General features: G+C 70.6%; 23 protein-coding genes. 4 read left to right on the forward strand and 19 right to left on the reverse strand.

Translation table 11 applies throughout. The features are described from left to right. Window positions 1-41 precede the first annotated feature (41 nt). A complete protein-coding gene (locus tag AB4112_RS08670) occupies window positions 42-857 on the forward strand; it encodes an EipB family protein (protein ID WP_441718605.1) in 816 nt (271 codons plus the stop codon). A 163-nt stretch (window positions 858-1,020) separates the two neighbouring features. Here AB4112_RS08670 and AB4112_RS08675 read toward each other — a convergent pair whose 3' ends face one another. The 3 genes from AB4112_RS08675 to AB4112_RS08685 form a co-directional block, all read right to left on the reverse strand. After that, on the reverse strand, window positions 1,021-1,728 hold the full coding sequence (locus AB4112_RS08675; RefSeq protein WP_441718608.1) for a superoxide dismutase: 708 nt from the start codon (window positions 1,726-1,728) through the stop codon (window positions 1,021-1,023). Between the two features lie 143 nt (window positions 1,729-1,871). Then, window positions 1,872-2,948, reverse strand: a complete 1,077-nt coding sequence (locus tag AB4112_RS08680; RefSeq protein WP_441718611.1) for a tartrate dehydrogenase — start codon at window positions 2,946-2,948, stop codon at window positions 1,872-1,874. 42 nt (window positions 2,949-2,990) lie between these two features. Next, window positions 2,991-4,289, reverse strand: coding sequence for a DNA polymerase IV (locus AB4112_RS08685; RefSeq protein WP_309791609.1), 1,299 nt, complete (start codon window positions 4,287-4,289; stop codon window positions 2,991-2,993). Window positions 4,290-4,503: 214 nt separating this feature from the next. Between AB4112_RS08685 and AB4112_RS08690 the strand changes: the two genes are divergently transcribed. Next, the gene (locus tag AB4112_RS08690) at window positions 4,504-4,872 is read left to right on the forward strand and encodes a response regulator (RefSeq protein ID WP_309791610.1); all 369 of its coding nucleotides are present in this window, start codon (window positions 4,504-4,506) and stop codon (window positions 4,870-4,872) included. 74 nt (window positions 4,873-4,946) lie between these two features. On the opposite strand, the gene rpmG is transcribed toward AB4112_RS08690, so the two are convergent. The 7 genes from rpmG to AB4112_RS08725 form a co-directional block, all read right to left on the reverse strand. Then, the gene (gene rpmG, locus AB4112_RS08695) at window positions 4,947-5,114 is read right to left on the reverse strand and encodes a 50S ribosomal protein L33 (RefSeq protein ID WP_309791611.1); all 168 of its coding nucleotides are present in this window, start codon (window positions 5,112-5,114) and stop codon (window positions 4,947-4,949) included. Window positions 5,115-5,237: 123 nt separating this feature from the next. Beyond that, window positions 5,238-6,764 carry a S41 family peptidase gene (locus AB4112_RS08700; protein ID WP_441718614.1) on the reverse strand — a complete coding sequence of 509 codons (1,527 nt, stop codon included), beginning with the start codon at window positions 6,762-6,764 and terminating at the stop codon, window positions 5,238-5,240. A 153-nt stretch (window positions 6,765-6,917) separates the two neighbouring features. After that, entirely contained in the window at window positions 6,918-9,260 is a 2,343-nt protein-coding gene (rnr, locus tag AB4112_RS08705; RefSeq protein ID WP_441718617.1) for a ribonuclease R, read from the reverse strand. Between the two features lie 274 nt (window positions 9,261-9,534). Next, the gene (gene topA, locus AB4112_RS08710) at window positions 9,535-12,228 is read right to left on the reverse strand and encodes a type I DNA topoisomerase (protein WP_441718620.1); all 2,694 of its coding nucleotides are present in this window, start codon (window positions 12,226-12,228) and stop codon (window positions 9,535-9,537) included. A gap of 81 nt (window positions 12,229-12,309) precedes the next feature. Continuing rightward, window positions 12,310-13,437 carry a DNA-processing protein DprA gene (dprA, locus tag AB4112_RS08715; RefSeq protein WP_441718623.1) on the reverse strand — a complete coding sequence of 376 codons (1,128 nt, stop codon included), beginning with the start codon at window positions 13,435-13,437 and terminating at the stop codon, window positions 12,310-12,312. A 530-nt stretch (window positions 13,438-13,967) separates the two neighbouring features. Continuing rightward, window positions 13,968-14,618, reverse strand: a complete 651-nt coding sequence (gene plsY, locus AB4112_RS08720; protein ID WP_441718626.1) for a glycerol-3-phosphate 1-O-acyltransferase PlsY — start codon at window positions 14,616-14,618, stop codon at window positions 13,968-13,970. A 107-nt stretch (window positions 14,619-14,725) separates the two neighbouring features. Then, the gene (locus AB4112_RS08725) at window positions 14,726-15,187 is read right to left on the reverse strand and encodes a cupin domain-containing protein (protein WP_441718628.1); all 462 of its coding nucleotides are present in this window, start codon (window positions 15,185-15,187) and stop codon (window positions 14,726-14,728) included. A gap of 167 nt (window positions 15,188-15,354) precedes the next feature. On the opposite strand from AB4112_RS08725, the gene AB4112_RS08730 reads away from it, so the two are divergent. After that, a complete protein-coding gene (locus AB4112_RS08730; protein ID WP_441718631.1) occupies window positions 15,355-16,122 on the forward strand; it encodes an alpha/beta fold hydrolase in 768 nt (255 codons plus the stop codon). A gap of 15 nt (window positions 16,123-16,137) precedes the next feature. Here AB4112_RS08730 and AB4112_RS08735 read toward each other — a convergent pair whose 3' ends face one another. Beyond that, window positions 16,138-17,373, reverse strand: a complete 1,236-nt coding sequence (locus AB4112_RS08735) for an MFS transporter (protein WP_441718634.1) — start codon at window positions 17,371-17,373, stop codon at window positions 16,138-16,140. Window positions 17,374-17,696: 323 nt separating this feature from the next. Between AB4112_RS08735 and AB4112_RS08740 the strand changes: the two genes are divergently transcribed. Continuing rightward, the gene (locus AB4112_RS08740) at window positions 17,697-18,947 is read left to right on the forward strand and encodes an MFS transporter (protein WP_441718637.1); all 1,251 of its coding nucleotides are present in this window, start codon (window positions 17,697-17,699) and stop codon (window positions 18,945-18,947) included. Between the two features lie 6 nt (window positions 18,948-18,953). Here AB4112_RS08740 and AB4112_RS08745 read toward each other — a convergent pair whose 3' ends face one another. The 8 genes from AB4112_RS08745 to AB4112_RS08780 all read right to left on the reverse strand — a co-directional run bounded on the left by AB4112_RS08745 (window position 18,954) and on the right by AB4112_RS08780 (window position 22,481). Continuing rightward, window positions 18,954-19,145, reverse strand: a complete 192-nt coding sequence (locus AB4112_RS08745; protein WP_441718639.1) for a DUF6726 family protein — start codon at window positions 19,143-19,145, stop codon at window positions 18,954-18,956. 160 nt (window positions 19,146-19,305) lie between these two features. Next, entirely contained in the window at window positions 19,306-19,479 is a 174-nt protein-coding gene (locus tag AB4112_RS08750) for a hypothetical protein (RefSeq protein WP_441718642.1), read from the reverse strand. Further along, window positions 19,473-19,625: a hypothetical protein gene (locus AB4112_RS08755; RefSeq protein WP_441718645.1), complete on the reverse strand. Its 153-nt coding sequence runs from the start codon at window positions 19,623-19,625 to the stop codon at window positions 19,473-19,475. The genes AB4112_RS08750 and AB4112_RS08755 overlap by 7 nt, the downstream gene beginning before the upstream one ends. Next, window positions 19,622-19,780, reverse strand: a complete 159-nt coding sequence (locus AB4112_RS08760; RefSeq protein ID WP_441718648.1) for a hypothetical protein — start codon at window positions 19,778-19,780, stop codon at window positions 19,622-19,624. Before AB4112_RS08760 ends, AB4112_RS08755 begins: the two co-directional genes overlap by 4 nt. A gap of 33 nt (window positions 19,781-19,813) precedes the next feature. Then, a complete protein-coding gene (locus tag AB4112_RS08765; RefSeq protein WP_441718651.1) occupies window positions 19,814-20,608 on the reverse strand; it encodes a MipA/OmpV family protein in 795 nt (264 codons plus the stop codon). Window positions 20,609-20,763: 155 nt separating this feature from the next. Then, the gene (locus tag AB4112_RS08770; protein ID WP_309791630.1) at window positions 20,764-21,000 is read right to left on the reverse strand and encodes a helix-turn-helix domain-containing protein; all 237 of its coding nucleotides are present in this window, start codon (window positions 20,998-21,000) and stop codon (window positions 20,764-20,766) included. Between the two features lie 6 nt (window positions 21,001-21,006). After that, the gene (locus AB4112_RS08775; RefSeq protein WP_441718654.1) at window positions 21,007-21,534 is read right to left on the reverse strand and encodes a DUF2975 domain-containing protein; all 528 of its coding nucleotides are present in this window, start codon (window positions 21,532-21,534) and stop codon (window positions 21,007-21,009) included. A 149-nt stretch (window positions 21,535-21,683) separates the two neighbouring features. Beyond that, a complete protein-coding gene (locus tag AB4112_RS08780; RefSeq protein WP_441718657.1) occupies window positions 21,684-22,481 on the reverse strand; it encodes a dienelactone hydrolase family protein in 798 nt (265 codons plus the stop codon). Window positions 22,482-22,488 lie beyond the last annotated feature (7 nt).

Here is a 22,488-nt window from a genome sequence, read left to right on the forward strand (position 1 = left end):
TGGGCCTTGCGTCCGCCCGCGGCTCGGGCTCAGATGCTGCGATGCAATGCAGGCTCTCCTCCCTCGCCCTTCTCGCCCTCCTGCTGCCGGTCGGCGCCGCCCAGGCGGCCCCGACCGTGGTGCTGCAGCCGCACCGGGCGATCTATTCGCTGAAGCTCGACATGACGCGCGGCCAGCGCAGCGTGATCGCGATCGACGGCCAGATGGAGTATCGCTGGGCCACGGCCTGCGATGGCTCCAGCTTCGAGCAGAACTACCAGGTGGCGATGGTCTACGCCTCGGGCGACACGCTGACGCGCAAGACCCGCTACGCCGGCTGGGAATCCGCCGATGGGCATGAGCTGACCTACAATCTCAGCTCCTCCACCAACGGCAAGGACAACGAGGACATCCGCGGCACGGCCCAGCTCGACGAGGCCGGGCAGGGCGATGCGGTGTTCAAGACGCCGGCCGATCTCAAGCAGGACATCCCGGCCGCCAGCCTGTTCCCGACCATGCATATGGAGCGGCTGATCGGCGCGATGCAGGCGGGCCGGCCGATCTTCACCGCCGGCTTCTTCGACGGCAGCTCCACCGACGGGCCGCAATATGTCAGCGTCGCCATCGGCCGCGCCAAGTCGGGCGAGCCGTCGGCCGACCCGCTGCTGCGCGGCCCGTCGCACGCCGTCAGCATGGCGTTCTTCACTCTCGGGACGGCCAAGGACAAGGACGAGAGCGTGGAACTGCCCGGCTACGAGCTGCGGCAACGCCTGTTCGAGAACGGCATCGCCGATCAGATCGTGATCGACTACGGCGATTTCGCCATGGCCGCGAAGCTCGACAAGATCGAGCCGATCGAGGCGCCGCACTGCGATTGAGTCTAGGCCCTTCGGTTTCAGAGTCCGTTCGAGAATGCGCTGGTGCGAGTCGGCTGGTGGTGGTTTCGAGAACCGGCGCGCAGCGGACATGGTCGTCCGTGAGCACCGGAAGCGCAGAAACCGCCATCAGACGGCCGCACCAGTAGCATTGTCGAATGGGCTCTCAGGCCCCCAGCCGGTCCGAGACGATCGACCAGTTGACGATGGTCTCGAGCACGGCCTTGACGTGGTCGGGGCGGCGGTTCTGGTAGTCCAGATAGTAGGCGTGCTCCCAGACATCGATGCCGAACAGCGGCTGGCCGCCATGGGCGAAGGGTGAATCGGCGTTCGAGCTGCCGACCAGGCTGAGCTTGCCGGCATCGGCCACCAGCCAGACCCAGCCGCTGCCGAACACCTTGCCGGCGGCCTCGGTGGTGGCCTTGACCAGGCCGGCCTGGTCGCCGAAGGCATCGGCGATGGCGGCGGCCARCTGGCCCTGCGGCGCCTTCGGCCCGCCGGGGGTGAACTGCTCCCAGTACAGATCGTGGTTCCAGGCCTGGCCGGCCTGGTTGAAGATCGCGGTGTCTTTGTTGGTGGCGGATTTCACCACCACCTCGGCCARGGTCATCGACTCATAGGGCGTGCCGGGCACCAGCTTGTTCAGCGTGTCGAAATAGGCCTTGTGGTGCTTGCCGTAGTGCAGGCCGACGGTCTCGGCGCTGATGGTCGGGGCCAGCGCGCTTTCGGCGAAGGGCAGCTTCGGCTGCTTGAACGGACCGGTCGTCGCGGCCGCGGTCTGGGCTGCCGCCAGGCGGGGGGCGGCGGTGGCGGCGAGGGCGGCGGCACCGCCGAGCATCAGGGCTTCACGCCGATTCAGGGGCATGGGGTTCATGGGGCTCTTCCTCGGGTTGGCGCCGGCCGGCGGCCAGCGGATCGCGTCGAGACCAGGGAGAAGGACGGACGCAGTCTTCCCCTCATATGAGGCTGCGCCCATAGCGGATCACACGCCGCGACCGAACGACGCGCGGCCTCTCCTCAGGCGTTGTCGCCCTGGATGGCGGCGATCACGGCGTCGGTCACGGCGCGGGTGGTCGCCCGGCCGCCGAGGTCGGGCGTGTGCAGCGTGGGGTCGGCGGTGACCCGCTCGACCGCCCGCATCAGCCGCTGCCCGGCCGCGGCCTCGCCGAGATGGTCCAGCATCATCGTCGCGGTCCAGAAGGTGCCGATCGGGTTGGCGATGCCCTGGCCGGTGATGTCGAAGGCGGAGCCGTGGATGGGCTCGAACATCGAGGGGAAGCGCCGCTCCGGGTTCAGGTTTGCGGTCGGGGCGATGCCCAGCGACCCGGCCAGCGCCGCCGCCAGGTCGGACAGGATGTCGGCATGCAGGTTGGTGGCGACGACGGTGTCCAGGGTGCGCGGCTTCAGGGTCATGCGCATGGTCATGGCGTCGACCAGCATCTTGTCCCAGGTGACCTCCGGGAACTCGGCCGCGACCTCGGCCGCGATCTCGTCCCACAGCACCATGCCGTGGCGCTGGGCGTTCGACTTGGTGACCACGGTCAGGTGCCGGCGCGGGCGCGACCGGGCCAGGGCGAAGGCGAAGCGCATGATCCGGGTGACGCCGGCGCGGGTGAAGATCGCGACCTCGGTCGCCACCTCCTCCGGCAGGCCGCGATGGCTGCGGCCGCCCTGGCCGGCATATTCGCCCTCGGAATTCTCGCGCACGATCACCCAGTCCAGATCCGCCGGCCCGACATCGCGCAGCGGCCCGGCGATGCCGGGCAGCAGCCGGGTGGGGCGGACATTGGCGTATTGGTCGAAGGATTGGCAGATCGCCAGGCGCAGGCCCCACAGGGTGACGTGGTCCGGCACGTCGGGGGCGCCGACCGCGCCGAAATAGATCGCGTCGAACGGCTTCAGCCGCGCCAGCCCGTCCGCCGGCATCATCACGCCATGCGTCTTGTAGTAATCCGAGCCCCAGTCGAAGCTCTCGAAGTCCAGCCCGAAGCTGCCGTCGCGGGCGGCCAGGGCCTGCAGTACCTCGATCCCGGCGGCGATGACCTCGCCGCCGATGCCGTCGCCCGGTATCGCCGCGATCCTGTGATGGCGCATGTCGCTGTCGTCCCTGAGGTCAAAGCAAGGCCGCGGCGCGACTCACCCGGTTCGCCGCGGCGGGCCGGACCGGCCCTTGGCGATGATATCCGGGCCCAGCTTGCGGCGCACGGCGTCGATTGTCGCTTCCACCGCGCGGCGCTGGGCCGGGGCGGGGTCCAGCAGGTCCGGCGGGTCGGCCAGGCGGCCCTCGACCAGGTCGCTGCAGCCGATGCCGATCAGCCGGAAGGCCTCTCCGGTGGCGACCTGCTCGATCATCGGCGCGGCGGTGCGCCAGATCGTCTCGGCCAGCTGGGTGGGGTCGGCCAGGCGATGGCTGCGAGTCAGCTGCCGGAAGCCCGCGGTCTTCAGCTTCAGCACCACGGTGCCGCCGGCCAGCTCCTGCTTCTTCAGCCGTGCCGCCACCGTCTCGCATAGCGGCCACAGCTCGCGCTGCAGCGCCTGCGGGTTCTGGATGTCGGTGTTGAAGGTGGTCTCGGCCGAGATGCTCTTGGTCTCGCCGTCGGGGTCGACCGGCCGCTGGTCCTCGCCGCGGGCGTAGCGGTACAGCCGGCGGCCGAACACGCCGAAGCGGCGCACCAGCCGGCTCTCGTCCAGCCGGCGCAGGTCGCCGACGCTGCGGATGCCGTCGCTGAACAGCTTCTCGCGCATCACCTGGCCGACGCCGGGGATGATGCCGACCGGCTTGTCGGCCAGGAAGGCCATGGCCTCGGCCCGGCCGATCACGGCGAAGCCGCGCGGCTTGTCCAGGTCGGACGCGATCTTGGCCAGCATCTTGTTCGGCGCCAGGCCGATCGACAGGGTCACGCCGATCTCGCGCTCGACCTGCCGGGCGATGGCGGCGCAGGTCTCGGCCGGGCTGCGGCCGTGCAGCGCCTGGGTTCCGGACAGGTCGAGGAAGGCCTCGTCCAGCGACAGCGGCTCGACCTTCGGCGTGGCGGCCAGGAACACCGCCCGGATCTGGCGGCTGACCGCGGCGTATTTGGCCATGTCGGGGCGCAGCACCACGGCGTCGGGGCAGGCCTCCAGCGCCTTGAACATCGGCATGGCCGAGCGCACGCCGTACAGCCGGGCGACATAGCAGGCGGCGGAGACCACGCCGCGGGTGCCGCCGCCGACCACCACCGGCAGGGCCGCCAGCTCCGGCCGGTCGCGCTTCTCCACCGTGGCGTAGAAGGCGTCGCAGTCGAGATGGGCGATGGTCAGGCTGTGCAGCTCGGCATGGCGGATCAGGCGCGGCGACCCGCATTTGGCGCAGCGCCGCGCGCCCGGCGGCGGATGCGCGCCGCAGTCCCGGCACAGGCCGGGCAGCAGGTCAGCCTGCTGTGGCCGCGGAGACATGGAAGGGAACGCCGCGGCGCCCGGACGGTTCGGTCATGGCGCGCATCGTACTCCTTTTGTACCCGGCCGTCAGCGGTGCAGGGAGGGCGACGGCGCCGCCGATCGAAGGCTCATCTGCGGTTGTGATCCGCGCGGCCTTTACAACGCATGATGCGGGGGCCGATCCTTGCCATCGGGGGCGCCGCCGGAAGCGGCGCGAGGGGGGAATCGAGCCATGGCGAAGACGGTGCTGATCGTCGAGGACAACGAGCTGAACCGGAAGCTGTTCGTCGATGTGCTCGAGGCGAATGGCTACGCCACGATCGGCACCGACAACGCCGCCGAGGCGATGCGGCTGGCGCGGGCGCACCGGCCCGACCTGATCCTGCTCGACATCCAGCTGCCGGAGATCTCGGGGCTGGAGGTGACGAAATGGCTGAAGGCGGATGAGGCGCTGGCGCCGATCCCGGTGATCGCGGTGACCGCCCTGGCGATGAAGGGCGACGAGGCGATGGTGCGGGCCGGCGGCTGCGACGACTACATCTCCAAGCCGATCAGCGTGGCCGGCTTCATCGCCACGGTGCGGCGGCATCTCGACGGATAGGCCAACGCGAAAAGCCCCGCCGAGGGCGGGGCTTCGTCGACGTGAAGATCGAAGCTAAGCGGCGCGAGGCCTGCTTACTTGATCTTGCCTTCCTTGAAATCGACATGCTTGCGCACGACCGGGTCGTACTTGCGCAGCGTCAGCTTCTCGGTCTTGGTCTTCGGGTTCTTGTTGGTCACGTAGAAGAACCCGGTGTCCGCGGTGCTGTTCAGGCGGATCTTGATGGTGCTCGGCTTCGCCATGATGCTGGCTCCAATATCAATGATGCTCGGCGCCGCATCACGGGCCGGGGAGCGCGCACCATACCGTCCGGCGCGCGCGAGTCAAGCCCGGCGATGGGCATCGCAGCCTCCAGCCGCGGGCTTCTACGGCTCGTGGGTGGCGGCGACAGCGTGGATGTCCTGGGCGCCCATCGCCTGGGCGTAGAGCGCCGGGTCGGTCAGCAGGTCGACGGCGACGTCGATGTCGAGATCGGCGTCATGCACCTGCCAGGGGCAGACGCTGCGCAGCCGCCGCAGGGCCTTGTCGTCCTCCGGCGCAGCGAAGCGGTCCGCGATCATGTCGGCCGGGCGCGGCAGCTGGCCGGCGCGGAAGGCCTGGATCACCGTCTTGGCGTCGGTCTCGGTGCTGCTGCTGGTGCACACCGTCGGCACGATGCCCTGGCGGTGCCAGGTGTAGCCCGAGGGCGCGTAGATCCGGCTCCAGGTCAGGAACAGTTCGCCGTCATTGGGCAGCCGGGTCACGGTCTGGACGCTGCCCTTGCCGAAGGAGGTCGAGCCGACCAGGATCGCGCGGTCAGAATCCTGCAGCGCCGCCGCCGTGACCTCCGCCGCCGAGGCGGAGTGGCCGTCGACCAGGACGGCCAGAGGCAGGTGGCCGGTGATGTCCTCGCCATGGGCGTTGAAGTTCTGGACGCTGTCCGGGTTGCGGCCGCGGGTCGAGATGATCGGGCCGCGCTCCATGAACAGGTCGGCCAGCGCGACCGACTGGTCGAGCAGCCCGCCCGGATTGCCGCGCAGGTCGAGGATGATGCCGCGGGCCCGGCCGTTGAGGCCGTGCAACTGGCCGGTCACGGCGTTGCGTACGGCGGCGGCGCTGGTGGTGTTGAAGCGCAGCAGCTTGACGATGACCACATTGTTGCGCACCTGGGCGCGGACCATGTTCTCGATCACCTTCTCGCGAATCATGGTCGCGGTGCGGCTGCCGCCCCTGGGCTCGCGCACCGTGAGGTCGACCTTGGTGCCGACCGGGCCGCGCATCAGGTCGGCGATCTCGTCGACCTTCGCATCCTCCACCGACACGCCGTTGATGGCGATGATCAGCGAACCCTTCAGCAGATTGGCGCGGGCGGCCGGGGTGTCCGGGAAGACGTCGCCGATCACGGCGCGCCCCTTCTCGTCCTGGCTCAGGACGATGCCGACGCCGGTGTAGCCGTCGCGTGTGGCGCGGTCGTCGCGGGCGCGGTCCGGGTTGGCGTAGCGGGAATAGGGGTCGAGATCGGCCAGCAGCCCGTCATAGACCGCCTGGTAGCCGGCCTCGACCCCGGCGGTGGCGATCTTCGGCGAGGCCAGCGAGGCGGCGTCGAGCGACGAGGCGGCCAGGGTGCCCCAGTCATAGGCGGCGTCGGGGGCGGGGGCGTCGAAATCGGCGAAGACATGGCCGGCCCGGATCAGCTGCACCTGGGTGCCGTCACGGCGGGCGCTGAGGGTGTCGTCGAGCTTGCTCAGCCCATTCAGCCCGTCCAGGGCCAGCTTCCCGAAATCTTCCTTGACCAGATAGACTTCCTGGATCCGGCCGAAGCCGACGGTGAACACCGAAGGGTCGGAGAAATGGCCGGCTTCACGGGGTTCGGACTCGGCCTGGGGCAGGGAGGGGTCGGGGGCGGAAGCCATACAGCCCGGGAGCACGAGCAGCGCCGCAACAACAGCCGCGAAACGCTTCTGACGAAACACTTAATGCAACTCCGGCCCCAGCACTGGTCCCACCCATCCTAGGCTACGGATCTGTCAGGAAAAAGGCGATATTGCAGCGCAGCAGGCCTGCGTTCAGCGCCGGGGCTTCCACGGCGACCTGGGGCCGCGGTCGCTGACCCGGCGGCGCTGGGTCGGCAGCGGCGCCATCCCCTCCAGATCGGCGCCGTGGCCGGCATCGACCAGGGCGAAGACCGTGCTGCCGGTCAGCGGGTCGGCCTCGGTGACCCGGATCCGGACCTTGGCGCCGAGCCGGAACACGCGGTTCCAGCGCCGGCCGATCAAGGCCTGGGCCGCTTCGTCATAGTCGTAGAAATCGTCGGGCAGGGTCGAGACCGGCACCAGCCCGTCGGCGCCCGATTCGTCCAGCTTCACGAACAGGCCGAACTTGGCGACGCCGCCGATGCGGCCGGGCAGGATCGCGCCGATCCGGTCCGACAGCCAGCTGGCGAGGTAACGGTCGATCGCGTCGCGCTCGGCCTGGGCGGCGCGGCGCTCGGTCACCGAGATGTGGGTGCCGATCTCCTCCAGCCGCGACAGCTCCTCCTCGGTCGCGCCGTCGGCGCCGAGATGCAGCAGCCGGATCAGGCCGCGATGCACCGTCAGGTCGGCATAGCGCCGGATCGGCGAGGTGAAATGGGCGTAGCGCGGCAGGGCCAGGCCGAAATGGCCGAGATTGTCCGGGCTGTACACCGCCTGGGCCTGGGCCCGCAGCACCATCTCGTTGACCATCGACTCTTCCGGCCGGCCCTCGGCCCGCTCCAGGATCTGGCCGAAGACGCGCGGCCGGATCACCTGGCCCAGCGACAGGGTGTAGCCCAGCGGCCCCAGGAACTCCTTCAGCGATTCCAGCCGGGCCCGGTCGGGCTGGTCGTGCACGCGGTACAGCGCCGGCAGGGACTTGTCGCTCAGCGTCTCCGCCGCCGCGACATTGGCCGCGATCATGAACTCCTCGATCAGCTTGTGGCTGTCGAGCCGCGGCCGGATGCCGATCGAGGCGACGCGGCCGTCCTCGCCAAGCTGGACCTTGCGCTCGGGCAGGTCGAGCTCCAGCGTGCCGCGCTTCGCCCGGGCCGCCAGCAGCGCCTGATAGGCGCCGTACAGCGGGGTGATCACCGGCTCCACCAGCGGGCCGGTGGTCTCGTCCGGCTGGCCGTCGCGGGCGGCCTGCACCTGCTCGTAGGTCAGCCGGGCGGAGGACCGCATCAGCCCGCGGCGGAAGCGGTGCCGCTTCAGCTGGCCGTGCTCGTCGATCCACAGGTCGGCGGCCAGGCAGGCGCGGTCCTCGTTGGGCCGCAGCGAGCACAGCCCGTTCGACAGCGCCTCGGGCAGCATCGGCACGACGCGGTCGGGGAAGTAGCAGGAATTGCCGCGTTCGAAGGCGTCGCGGTCCAGCGGCGACCCCGGCGGCACGTAATGCGCGACATCGGCGATAGCGACGATCAGGTGCCAGCCGCCGGGGTGGTCGGGGTCGGGCTCGGCCCACACCGCGTCGTCGAAATCGCGGGCGTCGGCGCCGTCGATGGTGACCAGCGGGATCTGACGCAGGTCGACCCGCTTGCCGAGCGCGGCTGGCTCGGCGGCCTCGGCCTGGGTCAGCGCCTTGGGCCGGAACTCGGTGGGGATGCCGGCGGCGTGGATCGCGATCAGGCTGATCGAGCGCGGATCCTCGGCATCGCCGAAGCGGCCGGTGATCACGGTGCGGCGGGGCCCCAGCCGGTCCGACGCCTCGACCAGGCCTTCGACCAGGTCGCCGTCCTGGGCGCCGGCGGTGTCGCCCTCGCGCACCGGCCAGGTGTCGCGGGCGCGCTTGTCGACCGGCACGATGCGGCCCTGGCCGTCGCGGCCGCGGCGGAACACGCCGACCACGCGGACATCGGCCTGGTTCTCCAGCCGGCGCATGGTCCGGCCGGTCCAGCTGCCGTCCTCGTTCTCCTCCAGCCGGGCCAGCACCCGGTCGCCGACCGCCAGCGCGCCCTGGCCGCGGCCTTCCGCCGCCATGGCGATGCGGGGCGGCGGCTCCGCCTCCTCCCAGCGCATCGGCTGGGCCACGGCCTCGCCCTCGCTGTCGATGGCGACGACGCGCAGCACCGCCACGCCGGGCAGGGCGGCGCCGGGCACCCGCATGCGGCGGCCGCGGCGCTTCTCCAGCTGGCCGGCCTCGGCCATCTCCTGCAGCAGCTCCTTCAGCCGCACCCGGTCGTCGCCGGTGACATGGAAGGCGCGGGCGATCTCGCGCTTGCCCACCGTGTCGTCGCGCGACTGCAGGAACTCCAGGATCTGCTCGCGGGTCGGGAACGGCTTGGCCGCCTTCTTGCCCTTGCCCAGCGGCGTCTTTTCCGGGATGACGACGTTACGGACCTTCCTCCGCTTGATCGGCCTGCGGACCGGCGGCTTCCGGGTCGGGGGCTCGTTCATGATATGGCCGACAGGGATTGGCCTGCCGCTCCTGGGTCGGCGCAGCCGTCGTCACCGGCAGAGAAAACAAGTCCCCCCTCCCCTCGCGGGAGGGGGTAGGGGGAGGGGGCTGTCGATCGAAGCGAGCCGCTAATGCGGAATCGGGATCTGGCAGCCACCGGGCCTGTCGGTGTCGAACAACTCCCCCGGCGCAAACCCCCTCCCCCTAACCCCCTCCCGCGAGGGGAGGGGGGACTCGCAAAAGTGCGGGTCGATAGAAGGGAAGGGGTGAGCTTCACTCCGCGGCCTTGGTCTTGCGTGCCGGTGCGGCGGCTTTCTTCGGGGCGGCTTTCGCCTTGGCCGGGACCTTCTTGGCGGCAGCGGCCTTGGGTGCCGCCGCCTTGGGTGCCGACCGGCTTCGGCCGCCCTTGACCGGGCCCTTCGCCGCCTTGGCGGCCAGCCAGACCAGCGCCTGCTCCACCGTCACCGCCTCGGGCTCGACACCCCGGGGCAGCGAGGCCATGACCTTGCCGTGGCGGACATAGGGGCCGTAGCGGCCGGCGAAGACCTTGATCGGATCGCCGCCCTCGGGATGTGGCCCGACCTCGCGCAGCGGCTCGGCGCTGGCCCGGCCCTTGGCGGCATCGGCCGCCAGCAGGTCGACCGCGCGGTTCATGCCGATCTTCAGCACGTCCTCTTCCGGCGGCAGGTTCTTGTACTTGTCGCCATGCTTCAGATAGGGGCCGTAGCGGCCGATGCCAGCCAGGATCGGCTCACCCGATTCGGGGTGGCGGCCGATCTCGCGGGGCAGCGACAGCAGTGCCAGGGCCTCCTCCAGCGTCATCGCCATCGGGTCCTGGGCCTTGGTCAGCGAGGCGCGCTTCGGCTTCTCGGCCTTGGCCGCCTCGTCCTTCGCGGCCTCGTCCTTGGGCCCCAGCTGGGCGTAGATGCCGTAGGGGCCCTTGCGGATCGACACTGGCAGGCCGGTCGCGGGGTCCTCGCCCAGCAGGCGCGGCAGGGCCGATTCCTCGGCGCTGCCCTCCTCGCCGGGCACGCCCAGCGGCCGGGTGAAGCGGCATTCCGGATAGTTCGAGCAGCCGATGAAGGCGCCGGTGCGGCCCAGCTTCAGCCCGAGGCGCCCCTTGGCGCAGGACGGGCACAGCCGCGGGTCGGTGCCGTCGCTCTTCGGCGGGAACAGATGGCTCGACAGCGCCTCGTCCAGCGCCGAGATCACGTCGCCGATCTTGAGGTCCTTGGTCTCGTCGATCGCGGCGTGGAACGCGGCCCAGAAGTCGCGCAGCACCTGCTTCCAGTCGAGCTTGCCGCCCGAGATGTCGTCGAGCTGCTCCTCCAGCTTCGCCGTGAAATCATATTCGACGTAGCGCTTGAAGAAGTTTTCCAGGAAGGCGGTGACGATGCGGCCGCGATCCTCGGGGAAGAAGCGCTTCTTCTCCAGCCGGACATATTCGCGGTCCTGCAGCACCTGCAGGATGGAGGCGTAGGTGGAGGGGCGGCCGATGCCCAGCTCCTCCATCCGCTTGACCAGGCTGGCCTCGGTGAAGCGCGGCGGCGGCTGGGTGAAATGCTGCTCCGGCAGGGTCTTGCGGCGCTCGACCGCGTCGCCCTTGGCCACCGCGGGCAGGCGGCGCTGGCCCTCATCCGTCTCCTCGCCTGGGGCGACCGGGTCGTCGCGGTCCTCCTGGTAGACCTTCAGGAAGCCGTCGAAGCGGATGACGGTGCCGACCGCGCGGAACACCGCGGTCTGCCTTTCGTCGGCGACGTCGACGATGACCTGGTCCAGCACCGCCGATTCCATCTGGCAGGCCATGGTGCGCTTCCAGATCAGCTCGTACAGCCGCAGCTCCTCCCGCGACAGGAAGCGGGTGACGTCTTCGGGCCGGCGGGCCAGGTCGGTTGGGCGGATCGCCTCATGCGCTTCCTGGGCGTTCTTGGCGGTCGATTTGTAGACCCGCGGCTGGGCCGGCACATAGGGCTGGCCGTACAGGTTGCCGATCGCCTGGCGGGCCTGGGCGATGGCCTCGCCGGCCAGGGTCAGGCCGTCGGTCCGCATATAGGTGATCAGGCCGACGGTCTCGCCGCCGATGTCGACGCCCTCATACAGCCGCTGGGCGGTGCGCATGGTCTGGGTCGCGCTCATCCCCAGCTTGCGCGACGCCTCCTGCTGCAGGGTCGAGGTGGTGAAGGGTGGCGACGGGTGGCGCCGCACCTGCTTGGCCTCGACCGCGGCGATGGCGAAGGCCAGCGGGTCGATGGTCGCCACCGCGGCCTTGGCCGAGGCCTCGTCCGGCAGGTCGAACTTGTCGAGCTTGCGGCCGTTGATATGGGTCAGCCGGGCGGTGAACTCCTCGCCCTTCGGCGTGCGGAACACCGCCTCGATGCTCCAGAACTCGCACGCCTTGAAGCGCTCGATCTCCAGCTCGCGCTCGCAGATCAGCCGCAGCGCCACCGACTGGACCCGGCCGGCGGAGCGCGACCCCGGCAGCTTGCGCCACAGGACGGGCGACAGGGTGAAGCCGACCAGGTAGTCCAGCGCCCGGCGCGCCAGATAGGCCTCGATCAGCTCCTGGTCCAGGTCGCGCGGATGGGCGATGGCCTCGAGGATGGCGGCCTTGGTGATCTCGTGGAAGGTGACCCGCCGGATCTCGACATCCTTCAGGCCGCGCCGGTCGCGCAGCAGCTCGCGGACATGCCAGGAGATCGCCTCGCCCTCGCGGTCCGGATCGGTGGCCAGCAGCACGCGGGTGACGTCCTTGGCGGCGCGGGCGATCTCGTCCATCCGGGACTTGCCGCGGTCGGCCAGCTCCCAGTCCATCGCGAAATCCTCGTCCGGCCGCACCGAGCCGTCCTTGGCCGGGAGATCCCGGACATGGCCGAAGCTCGCCAGCACCGTGTAGTCGCTGCCGAGGTATTTGTTGATCGTCTTAGCCTTCGCGGGCGACTCGACGATGACGAGGGTCTGGTCTGCCAAAGCGCCACACTCGATCTTATAACGACAGCACCGCCGGGGGGGCGATGCCTGGAAACGCACGCATCGCTTGAGGGCGGCGCGTCAGAGCAGGCTGATCCGGTTGCCGGGCTGGCGCTCGATCCGACCGGCGAGTTCGAGCTCCAGCAGCACGGTCAGCACCACCGGCGGTGACAATTGGCAATCGCGCAACAGTTCGTCAACCGCCGTCGGCGTCGGCGACAGCCGTTCGAGCACCTGGGCGCGGGCCGCTTCGGCCTCCTGCGGCCCCGCCACCGGGCCGCTAAACGTCGGCTGCGGCGCCGCTGCCGGCGGCTCACGCAGCAGGGGCCGGGACATCTGCGGCGCCAGCGCCTCGATCACATGCTCGGCCGATTCGACCAGGGTGGCGCCGCCGCGGATCAGCCGGTTGCAGCCCTGCGCCCGGGGGTCGAGCGGCGATCCCGGCACCGCCAGCACCTGCCGGCCCTGCTCGGCGGCGAGGCGGGCGGTGATCAGCGAGCCGGAGCGCAAGGCCGCCTCGATCACCACGATGCCGAGCGACAGGCCGGAGATCAGGCGGTTGCGGCGGGGGAAGTGCCGGGCGGTCGGCTGGGTGCCGGGCGCGCATTCGGCCACCAGCAGGCCGGATTCGGCGATGCGGTCGTAGAGGCCGGCATTCTCCGGGGGATAGATGACGTTGAGGCCGCCGGCCATCACCGCCAGGGTGCCGGCGGCCAGCGACCCCTCATGCGCCGCGGTGTCGATGCCGCGGGCGAAGCCGGAGACCACGGTCAGGCCGGCGGCGCCCAGCTGCTGCCCCATGTCGCGGGCGAAGCGGCGGCCGTTCAGCGAGGCGTTGCGCGCCCCGACGATGCCGACCATGGGGTGGGCCGCAAGCGCGCCGCGGCCGCGCAGCGACAGCACCGGCGGCGCATCCTCGATCAGGGCCAGGGGCAGGGGATAGTCGGGCTCGCAGCGGGCGACCAGCCGGCCGCCGATCCGCGCCAGCGCCTCCAGCTCGCGCTCCGCCTGGGCCACCGGGGGCGGCTTCAGCTCCGACCGCCGGCCGCCGCGGCGCGACAGCTCCGGCAGGGCCTCGATCGCGGCGCGGGCCGAACCGCATCGGGCGACCAGCATGTGGAAGGTGATGGGGCCGACGGCGTCCGTCCGGGCCAGGCGAAGCCAGTCGATCCGTTCGGCCTCGCTCAGGGGGCGCCGTGGCGTCGTCATGCCCGCAGCTTCGCGGTCCGGCGGCGGCGCGGTCAACCGGCAACTTGCCGGGCGGTCGTCCGGGGAGAGAGGGCCAGACGGGCAGATCCTCTGCCCGGAAGCCTGTTTCCCGATCGTCATTGCCATCCTTGGGCGGTGGTAAACACTATGTGCACTATCCTCAATCAGCGATCTTAGTTCATGATATGTTCCATGGACAAGACGCGGACCGTTCAGACAGCAGAGGCCGAGGCCGCTCCCCGGGAGGAGCGGTCGGCGCGGCATCTGCGCGTGCTCGAGCGGCTGGCCGAGATCTTGATGGCGGTGGCCCGCGCGACGCAGGTCGAGGTGGTCAAACAGGCGATGGCCGGAATCGACTATTGCGCCCGGATCGCCGGGCTTTCCCGCCCCCTAAACCGTCATTGCGAGGAGGCGAAGCCGACGAAGCAATCCATGGCGCCGCATGAACGGCCCGATGGATTGCTTCGCTACGCTCGCAATGACGGGGAAGGGAGGCGGGAGAGGCAATTCGAGCGGGTGTCCGACGCGCCTCAGCCCTGTGCGGTTTTCTTCTGGCCGATCTTCGGCTCCTCGCCGCGCAGCAGGCGGCGGATGTTGCCGTCATGGCGGATGAACACCAGCACGGCGATGAACAGCGCCAGGGCCGCGCAGGCCAGGTCGGTCCGGACCATGCCGAAGACCGGCACGCCCGACAGGGCCCAGCCCAGCACCGGCGCCGCGGCGATCGAGGTCAGCGAGGCCAGCGAGGACATGCGGAACAAGAGGGCCATCACCAGCCAGATCAGGCAGCACAGCACGCCGACTGGCCACATCACCGCCAGCAGGGTGCCCAGCGCCGTGGCCACGCCCTTGCCGCCCTTGAAGCCCAGCCAGACCGGGAAGATGTGGCCCAGCATGGCGCCGCCGCCGGCCAGCACCGCCAGGGTCGGGTCGAAGAGCCCGGCGATCAGCACCGCGGCCGCGCCCTTGCCGCCATCCAGCAGCAGGGTGGCCAGGGCCAGGCCCTTATGGCCGGTGCGCAGCACGTTGGTGGCGCCGATGTTGCCCGACCCGATGCTGCGGATGTCGCCCAGGCCGGCGGCCTTGGTCAGCACCAGCCCGAACGGGATCGAGCCGAGGAGGTAGCCGAGCAGCGCCGCGGCGCCAAGCGCCCAGATCGAGGTGGGGTCGAATGAGGACATGAGCGAATCCGTTCCTGCGCCGGCACCATCATCGCGATTTCGCGGGCTAGGGGAACGGGATTGTGCGGCGGGATCCGGTTGGCCGGATCCCGCCCTGTCGGAAGGCCTCAGTCGGTCGGCGTCGGCCCGAGCTGCCGGACGGCGACCCGCGCCGCCAGGGCCGGGAGGTCGATCTCGCCGCCCCGGGCGATGATGCGGAACACCTCCTCGACGCCGCCGGGCGTGCAGGTCACCGCCATGCGCAGCGGGACGTCGGAGGCGTTGCGCCAGGCATGGGGGATGCCCCGCAGCAGGGTCGCGGTGTCGCCCACCTTGGCGTTGAAGGTCCGGTCGCCGTAGTTGATGCGGGCCGTGCCCTCCAGGATCAGGAAATGCTCGTCCTCGTTCTGGTGGACGTGCAAGGACGTGCCGTCGCCGGGGTCGGAGACGATCTCCACCACCGAATAGACGCCGCCGGTGTCCTCGGCCGAGACGCGGATCAGGCAGTGCTCGCCCGGCCTCGTCCCGATCCATCCATCCTGGTCGCCGCGACCGGTGGTGCGGGCGGGTGCGCTGAGGGATGACGTCATGGTCGCTTGCCTGTTGTCCGTGGAGGGTCGGCCGGGACGGACCCGAGACCCCCGCCACACTGGCCGGCCCGTGCTACAGGCCGATTGCGCCTTTGCCGGATCGCGCTACATCGGCAACATGGCGCGGCCGACCGCCCGCAATCGCCCGCAATCAGTGGACCAGACCCGTGGCAAGCTCTCCGACCGACCTTCCCGTGCACCGCTTCCAGGGCCGTGACGGCACCGAACTCGCCTATCGCGAGATCGGGGATGGGCGGCCGGTGGTGCTGATCCACGGCTATTTCTCGACCGCCACCGTCAACTGGCTGCGCTACGGCCATGCCGCGGCGATCGCGGCGCAGGGCCACCGCGTCATCATGCCGGACCTGCGGGCTCATGGCGACAGCGCCAGGCCGCATGAGGCGGCCGCCTATCCGCCCGACGTGCTGGCCGATGACGGCTTCGCCCTGGTCGACCATCTCGGCCTCGACGACTACGACCTCGGCGGCTATTCGCTGGGCGGGCGGACGGTGATGCGCATGCTGGCGCGTGGCGCCGCCCCGGGGCGCGCGATCGTGGCCGGGATGGGGCTGGAAGGGATCGTCGACGCCGCCGGGCGCGGCAGCCATTTCCGCCACATCCTGACCCATCTCGGCACATTCGAGCGCGGCACGCCGGAATGGATGGCGGAAGCCTTTCTCAAGACCGTGGGCGGCGACCCGGTGGCGCTGCTGCGCATCCTCGACACCTTCGTCGACACGCCGCGCGCGGCGCTGGCCCGGATCGGCCTGCCGGTCCTGGTGCTAGCGGGGACCGAGGATGACGACAATGGTTCGGCCGAGGCGCTGGCCGCTGCCCTGCCGGACGGCCGCCACGCCGCGATTCCCGGCAACCATATGAGCGCCGTGGCCAAGCCGGAGCTCGGCACGGCGATTGCCGATTTCCTCGGGGGCTGATCCGGCGGGGCGCGCCTAGGCGTGGTCCAGCCGCCGGATCCGCCGCAGCTGCGGGAACCAGCTGGACCACAGCCCGGCGACCAGCATGGTGCCGACGCCGCCGATCACCACGGCGGGAATCACGCCGAGCAGTGACGCCGAGATCCCGGCGCGGAACTCGCCCAGCTCGTTCGAGGCGCCGACGAAGACCATGTTCACGGCGTTGACCCGGCCGCGCAGCGCATCCGGCGTCCACAGCTGGATCAGGCTTTCGCGGACATAGACGCTGACCATGTCGAAGGCGCCCATGAAGGCCAGGGCCACGATCGACAGCCAGGGCAGGGTCGAGGCGCCGAACACGCTGGTGAACAGGCCGAAACCGGCGACGCAGACGAACATGATCACGCCGGCGGCGTCGGTGATCGGCCGGCGGGCCAGCCAGATCGCCGTGACCAGGGCCCCGACGCCGGGGGCGGCCCGCAGCAGTCCCAGGCCCCAGGGCCCGACGTCGAGGATGTCGCGGGCATAGGCCGGCATCAGCGCGGTCGCCCCGCCCAGCAGCACGGCGAAGAGGTCGAGCGAGATCGCGCCGAGCACGATCTTCTCGCCCCAGATGTAGCGGAAGCCGGCGCCCAGGGTCTCCCAGCTCGCCGGCTCCGGCACCGTCTTCTGCGCCGGCTTCGGGATCAGGGCGACCAGGGCGATCGACACCGCCATCAGCACCGCCGCGATGGCATAGGGCGCCTCGGGCGCCACGCCGTAGAGCAGGCCGCCGACCACCGGGCCGGTGATGGTGGCGATCTGCCAGGAGGAGGAGTTCCAGGCGATCGCGGTCGACAGCTCGGCGTTGGGCACGAGGTTGGGCAGCAGCGACTGCACCGCCGGGCCCAGGAAGGCGCGGGCGATGCCGAAGCCGGCCAGGACGGCGAAGATCGGCCACACCCGGTGGTCGCCGGCCAGCGTCAGCGCCAGCAGCGCCAGGGCGCACAGGATCTCCGCCGCGATGCAGATCCCCATGATCTTGCGCCGGTTGTAGCGGTCGGCGGCGGCGCCGGTGACCAGCACCAGGAGCAGCGAGGGCAGGAACTGCACCAGCCCGACCAGGCCGAGGTCGAACGGGTCGCGGGTCAGGTCGTAGACCTGCCAGCCGACCGCGACGCTGACGAACTGCACCGCGAAGGTCGCGATCAGGCGCGAGGTCCAGTAATAGGCGAAGCCGCGGTGGCGGAAGATGCTTCCGGACGCGGCGGGCGAAGGGTCGTCGTCGGTCATGGGGGCGGCGCTGCTGCTGAGGCCGCCGACCATAGCGGGTGATCGCCCCCGGTGAAACCGGGTCGCCGCGATGGCTGCCCTGATGTGGGAGATGGTGGGCTTTCGGGTTGTCCCAGGTCCCCCTTACTTGTCATGCCACGGCTTGACCGTGGCATCCAGGGGCGGCCAGAGCGGCTCTTGGTGGCCCCTGGATTGCCCGGTCAAGCCGGGCAATGACAGCAAGAACTTAGACAGGCAGGCGCCGTCTCGAACCGTGGTTAAATCCGTCCAAGACGGGGTGGGTGCATCCGGGAGAAGACTGCGCGGCCTTTCGGGAGTGAGAGATGCCCAGCCAGCCATCGCGCCAGCCCGGCCGCGCCGCGGTCGCCTTCGTCTTCGTCACCGTCATGCTCGACATGCTGGCGCTCGGCGTCATGGCGCCGGTGCTGCCCAAGCTGATCGTCGGCTTCGAGGGCGGCGACATGGGGCGGGCGGCCGCGATCACCGGGCTGTTCGGCTTCGCCTGGGCGGCGATGCAGTTCCTGGCCTCGCCGGTGCTGGGCGCGCTGTCCGACCGCTTCGGGCGGCGGCCGGTGATCCTGTTGTCCAATCTCGGCCTCGGCCTCGACTACGTGCTGATGGCGCTGGCGCCGAACCTGGCCTGGCTGTTCGTCGGGCGGCTGGTCTCCGGCATCACCGCGTCCAGCTTCCCGACCGCCAGCGCCTATATCGCCGACGTCACGCCGCCGGAGCAGCGGGCCGCCAAGTTCGGCCTGCTCGGCGCCGCCTTCGGCATCGGCTTCATCGGCGGCCCGGCCCTGGGCGGGCTGCTGGGCGGCATCGACCTGCGGCTGCCGTTCTGGATCGCGGCGGCGCTCAGCCTCGCCAACGCCGCCTACGGCCTCCTGATCCTGCCGGAATCGCTGCCGCCGGAGCGGCGGGCGCGCTTCACCTGGAAGGGCGCCAACGCCTTCGGGTCCATGGCCCTGCTGCGCTCGCACCCGGCGCTGCTCGGCCTCGCCGCCGCCTCGGTGCTGATGTACCTGGCCCATGAATCGCTGCCCAGCATGTATGTGCTCTACGTCATGCAGCGCTACGGCTGGGACGCGGCGGCGGTCGGGCTGTCGCTGGCGGTGATCGGTGTCGGGTCGATGGTGGTGTCGGTGGCGCTGGTCGGCCCCGCCGTGGCCCGGCTGGGCGAGCGCCGGGCGATGGCCGCCGGGCTGGCCTGCGGCGCCGCCGGCTTCGCCCTGTTCGCCCTGGCGCCGGTGGGCTGGGCCTTCCTGGCCGCGATCCCGCTGATCTCGCTGTGGGGCCTGACCGGCCCGGCGCTGCAGGCGCTGATGAGCCGCCGGGTCGGGGCGGATGAGCAGGGCCGGCTGCAAGGCGCCCTGGGCGGGCTGCGCGGCATCACCGGCATGGTCGGGCCGGTGCTGTTCACCCAGGCCTTCGCGCTCGGCATCGCGCCTACGATCGGCCTGGGCGCCCCCGGCCTGCCCTATGCCCTGGCGGCGGTGTTCCTGGCGCTGGCCATGGTCCTGGGCTGGCGGGCGACACGGTCGGGGCAGCCCGAGGCATCACCGGTGCCGGGCTGAGGGGCCTTAGTCGATGGCGTCGCCGGTCGCGTCCAGCGGGGCGGCGACGGGGTGGCCCACGATCGGCACGGCCTTGACCACGGCGCCGGTGACGCGGAACGGCGCGGCCACGACGCCGCAGCCGGACAGGCCGAGGGCCGCAGTCAGAAGCAGCAGCGCGCCGAGCGGGCGGCCGCGGCGGAAACGATGGGTCAGCATATCTCGTCCTTGCTTGCTGGCGGCGTCGGCGCCGCCGCGGATCGCCCGGCCGTGACGGCGCGGGGGTCCTGGTTTCGCGATCGTCCAGCAGGTCCGGCCTACCCCATAAATGGCGATCATGCCACCCGAGGTCCACCCCGTTGCCGGTTTTCGACGATCGTCACAGCGGCTGGGGCGCCTCCACGACGCGAAGCTTGGCCGGCCGCCGGGCCGGTTTGGCCAGGCCGGGGGCGGGCGGTCGCTTGGGCTCCGCGCCGGGCCGCACTGGCAGCGCCGGGACCTGGATCTCGCGGTCGGCGATTCGGTGCAGCGCGAGGTGCAGGAAGGTCAGCATCGCAGGCCTCCGGTGCGGTGGGGTGATTCGGGGGGCCGGGACATCGGCCGGGCGCCGTCGCGGGCGACCCGGCACAGCGCATAGCCCCAGAGATACGGCACGGCGCAGAGCAGGATGCCGCCGAGCCACAGCATGGCGAAGGTCATGGCGCGTCCCTCCACGGCCGCGGCGGCGCCGCGGGCCGCAGCCGGGCACCGCCATGCGGCAGCAGGCGGACGACCCGGACCTGGCGCCGCGGGCGCCACGCCAGGCGGGTGAAGGCACGAACCATGCGGCGCAGGATGGACAGGCAAGCGATCATCGCTTCCGACCCCCTAGGGTTGCGCTCCGGCGGCTACAGGCCGAAGCGGTAGGTGACGCTGACGAAGCCGTAATACTGGTCCGGCGAACCGCCCTGCTTGACGATCGGGCTGTCGGCCGCGTCGCCCAGCAGGCGCTGGTAGCCGGTGGTGGCGCCCAGCGCCCAGCGCTCGGTCAGGGCATAGGATCCGCCGAGGGACACGCCGACGTTCTTGAAGCCGGCCCCCGCCTTGAACTCGTCGTAGTCGCTGCGCTGGGCCTGGCGCCGGCTGACGCCGAAATTGGCGGCCATGTAGTCGTCGCTGGCCCAGGTCGCGTCGGCGCCGAGCGAGAGGGTGAAGCTGTCGGACAGCGGCAGGGCGTAGCCGGTGGTCAGGTCGACCAGGGCGCCGCCGTCGTTCACCGCATCCTGCCGGGCGGCGACCCCGGCCGACCAGCCGCCGAACTCGACCCGGGCGAAGGCGCCAAGGTCGAAGGAATCGTCGATGTCGCCCAGGCCTCGCAACCGCCGGCGGCTGTCGTCCTCCTGCCGCCCCGGGCGCCAGGCGGCGAGGGGGCCGGCCTGCAGCCAGGGAGTCTTGATCACCGCCACCCGGATGGTGCCGTTCTCGACCACCAGCGTGTCGCCCCAGGACAGGCTGATCACCGGGGCCGGCTGGAATTTGTAGACATCGGCACCCTCATAAGCCGGGGCGAAGCCGCCGGCGACGCCGAGCCCGACGATGACGTCGGAACCGGCCAGGCCCTGGTCGGTCTGGGCCATGGCGAGCGGGGCGAGGGTCGCCAGGGCGGTGGCGGCGGACAAGGCAAGGGCGTTGCGGGCGATCATCAGATCCTCGCTGGGGGCAGAGAACGGTGGACGGGCGGGGTCGGGCCCTAGCGGACAGGCATGGGGCGGCTGTCGCGGGCGATCATGACGATCCTCGCTGGTGTCTCGGCATCCGGTTCGGGCGGGGTCCGGTCGGTCGGGCCCTCGGGCGGTCTCTAGTCGGGCGGGACCGGCGCGTCGTCCTCCGGTCCCGGGAGATATTCGAGCAGGTCGCCGGGCTGGCACTCCAGCTGGCGGCACAGGGCGATCAGGGTCGAGAACCGCACCGCGCGCGCCTTGCCGGTCTTCAGGATCGAGAGGTTGGGGATGCTGACCCCGACCGCATTGGACAGATCCGTCAAACTCATCTTCCGCTGTGCGAGGAGGACATCGAGGCGCACGATGATCGGCATCCGGGGCTACACCGTCAGGGCTGCGTCTTCCGCCAGATCGGCGGCCTGTCCGAGGACATGGGCCATGATCAGGGCGAACAGGCCTCCCACCAACGGCATGAAGGGAAGATCGGTCAACAAAATCCAGACGTCGGTCGGGTCGAAGCGCGGTTCGGTCACCGCCAGGGCGGCGTAGGTGATGACCGGCGTGAGCACGTCGATCGCCGCCAGCGCCACCAGCTGGACCCCGATGCGGCGGAACGCGACGACGCATTCCCGGGTGAAGAACTGCTCACGCCCGAAATGGTTGAGGATCCGGCGCAGGGACAGCAGCGCCACCACCATCACCAGCGAGCGCAGGGTGTACAGCGCGAGGAACAGCACCACCGGCAGCAGCGGCAGGTCGGACACCGGGACATTGACGCCCTGCGCCAGATCGGCGTTGCCGTAGACGGCGACCCAGACCAGGAACGGGATCGTCGCCAGCAGGATGAGCCAGGCCAGGACCGTAACGGTAAGACGGAGCACGCTGCTGAGGCGCGCGACGCGGTTCATGAAGGGGACTCATCACTGTCGAATCATGAGGATGACTATGAGTCGTTCCTTATCGATCGTCAATAAGGTTTTATCGAATTTCGATATCATATTGGATTATGCCGCCGGAACTGGCCGGGCCCAGCCCGTCCCGGCGGTTCGCGATCTGATCAGAGCCCGTGGGTGTGGAACCAGGCCTGCATGCGCTTCCAGCCATCCTGCGCCGGCCCCTCGCGGTAGCTCGGCCGGTAGTCGGCGTTGAAGGCGTGCGGCGTGTCGGGATAGATCACCATCTCGACGGTCTTGCCGGCCGCCTTGGCCGCCGCCTCCATCTGCTTGACGGTGTCGACCGGGATGCCGGTATCGGCGCCGCCGTAGAGGCCCAGCACCGGGGCGTGCAGATCGGCGACCAGGTCGATCGGGTTCTTCGGCTGCAGTTCGGTCGGCTGGCCCACCAGCTTGCCGTACCACACGACGCCGGCCTTCAGCGCCGGGTTGTGCTCGGCATACAGCCAGACGATCCGGCCGCCCCAGCAGAAGCCGGTGATGCCCAGCCGGGCCGCGTCGCCGCCGTCGGTGGCGGCGAAGGCGGCGGTGGCGTCGAGGTCGGACAGCACCTGGGCGTCCGGCACCTTGGAGACGATGGTCGAAATCAGCTGGTTGATGTCGCTGACCTTGCTGGCGTCGCCCTGCCGGGCATAGAGCTCGGTGGCTACGGCGTAGTAGCCCAGCTTGGCCAGGCGGCGGCAGATGTCCTTGATGTGCTCATGGACGCCGAACACCTCCTGCACCACCAGGATCACCGGCGCCGGGGCGCCGCCCTTCGGCTTGGCGCGGTAGGCCGGAATCTGCCCGTCCTTGACCGGGATCTGGACCTCGCCGGCGTCGAGACCCTCGGCATCGGTGGTGATGGTGGCGGCCGAGACCGGCTGGGTCGCGAGCGCGAAGCCCGCGATCAACGATGTCATGGTGAAA

This window comes from Inquilinus sp. 2KB_23, from assembly GCF_052115705.1.
Taxonomy (GTDB): Bacteria; Pseudomonadota; Alphaproteobacteria; order DSM-16000; family Inquilinaceae; genus Inquilinus; species Inquilinus ginsengisoli_A.

What these genes read in the sequence shown, in the direction of transcription:
- AB4112_RS08670 (WP_441718605.1), top strand. Translation starts at nt 42, where the DNA reads ATGCAATGCAGGCTCTCCTCCCTCGCCCTTCTCGCCCTCCTGCTGCCG.
- AB4112_RS08680 (WP_441718611.1), bottom strand. Translation starts at nt 2,948, where the DNA reads ATGCGCCATCACAGGATCGCGGCGATACCGGGCGACGGCATCGGCGGC.
- AB4112_RS08685 (WP_309791609.1), bottom strand. Translation starts at nt 4,289, where the DNA reads ATGTCTCCGCGGCCACAGCAGGCTGACCTGCTGCCCGGCCTGTGCCGG.
- AB4112_RS08690 (WP_309791610.1), top strand. Translation starts at nt 4,504, where the DNA reads ATGGCGAAGACGGTGCTGATCGTCGAGGACAACGAGCTGAACCGGAAG.
- rpmG (WP_309791611.1), bottom strand. Translation starts at nt 5,114, where the DNA reads ATGGCGAAGCCGAGCACCATCAAGATCCGCCTGAACAGCACCGCGGAC.
- AB4112_RS08700 (WP_441718614.1), bottom strand. Translation starts at nt 6,764, where the DNA reads ATGGCTTCCGCCCCCGACCCCTCCCTGCCCCAGGCCGAGTCCGAACCC.
- rnr (WP_441718617.1), bottom strand. Translation starts at nt 9,260, where the DNA reads ATGAACGAGCCCCCGACCCGGAAGCCGCCGGTCCGCAGGCCGATCAAG.
- dprA (WP_441718623.1), bottom strand. Translation starts at nt 13,437, where the DNA reads ATGACGACGCCACGGCGCCCCCTGAGCGAGGCCGAACGGATCGACTGG.
- plsY (WP_441718626.1), bottom strand. Translation starts at nt 14,618, where the DNA reads ATGTCCTCATTCGACCCCACCTCGATCTGGGCGCTTGGCGCCGCGGCG.
- AB4112_RS08725 (WP_441718628.1), bottom strand. Translation starts at nt 15,187, where the DNA reads ATGACGTCATCCCTCAGCGCACCCGCCCGCACCACCGGTCGCGGCGAC.
- AB4112_RS08735 (WP_441718634.1), bottom strand. Translation starts at nt 17,373, where the DNA reads ATGACCGACGACGACCCTTCGCCCGCCGCGTCCGGAAGCATCTTCCGC.
- AB4112_RS08740 (WP_441718637.1), top strand. Translation starts at nt 17,697, where the DNA reads ATGCCCAGCCAGCCATCGCGCCAGCCCGGCCGCGCCGCGGTCGCCTTC.
- AB4112_RS08745 (WP_441718639.1), bottom strand. Translation starts at nt 19,145, where the DNA reads ATGCTGACCCATCGTTTCCGCCGCGGCCGCCCGCTCGGCGCGCTGCTG.
- AB4112_RS08750 (WP_441718642.1), bottom strand. Translation starts at nt 19,479, where the DNA reads ATGCTGACCTTCCTGCACCTCGCGCTGCACCGAATCGCCGACCGCGAG.
- AB4112_RS08755 (WP_441718645.1), bottom strand. Translation starts at nt 19,625, where the DNA reads ATGACCTTCGCCATGCTGTGGCTCGGCGGCATCCTGCTCTGCGCCGTG.
- AB4112_RS08760 (WP_441718648.1), bottom strand. Translation starts at nt 19,780, where the DNA reads ATGATCGCTTGCCTGTCCATCCTGCGCCGCATGGTTCGTGCCTTCACC.
- AB4112_RS08765 (WP_441718651.1), bottom strand. Translation starts at nt 20,608, where the DNA reads ATGATCGCCCGCAACGCCCTTGCCTTGTCCGCCGCCACCGCCCTGGCG.
- AB4112_RS08770 (WP_309791630.1), bottom strand. Translation starts at nt 21,000, where the DNA reads ATGCCGATCATCGTGCGCCTCGATGTCCTCCTCGCACAGCGGAAGATG.
- AB4112_RS08775 (WP_441718654.1), bottom strand. Translation starts at nt 21,534, where the DNA reads ATGAACCGCGTCGCGCGCCTCAGCAGCGTGCTCCGTCTTACCGTTACG.
- AB4112_RS08780 (WP_441718657.1), bottom strand. Translation starts at nt 22,481, where the DNA reads ATGACATCGTTGATCGCGGGCTTCGCGCTCGCGACCCAGCCGGTCTCG.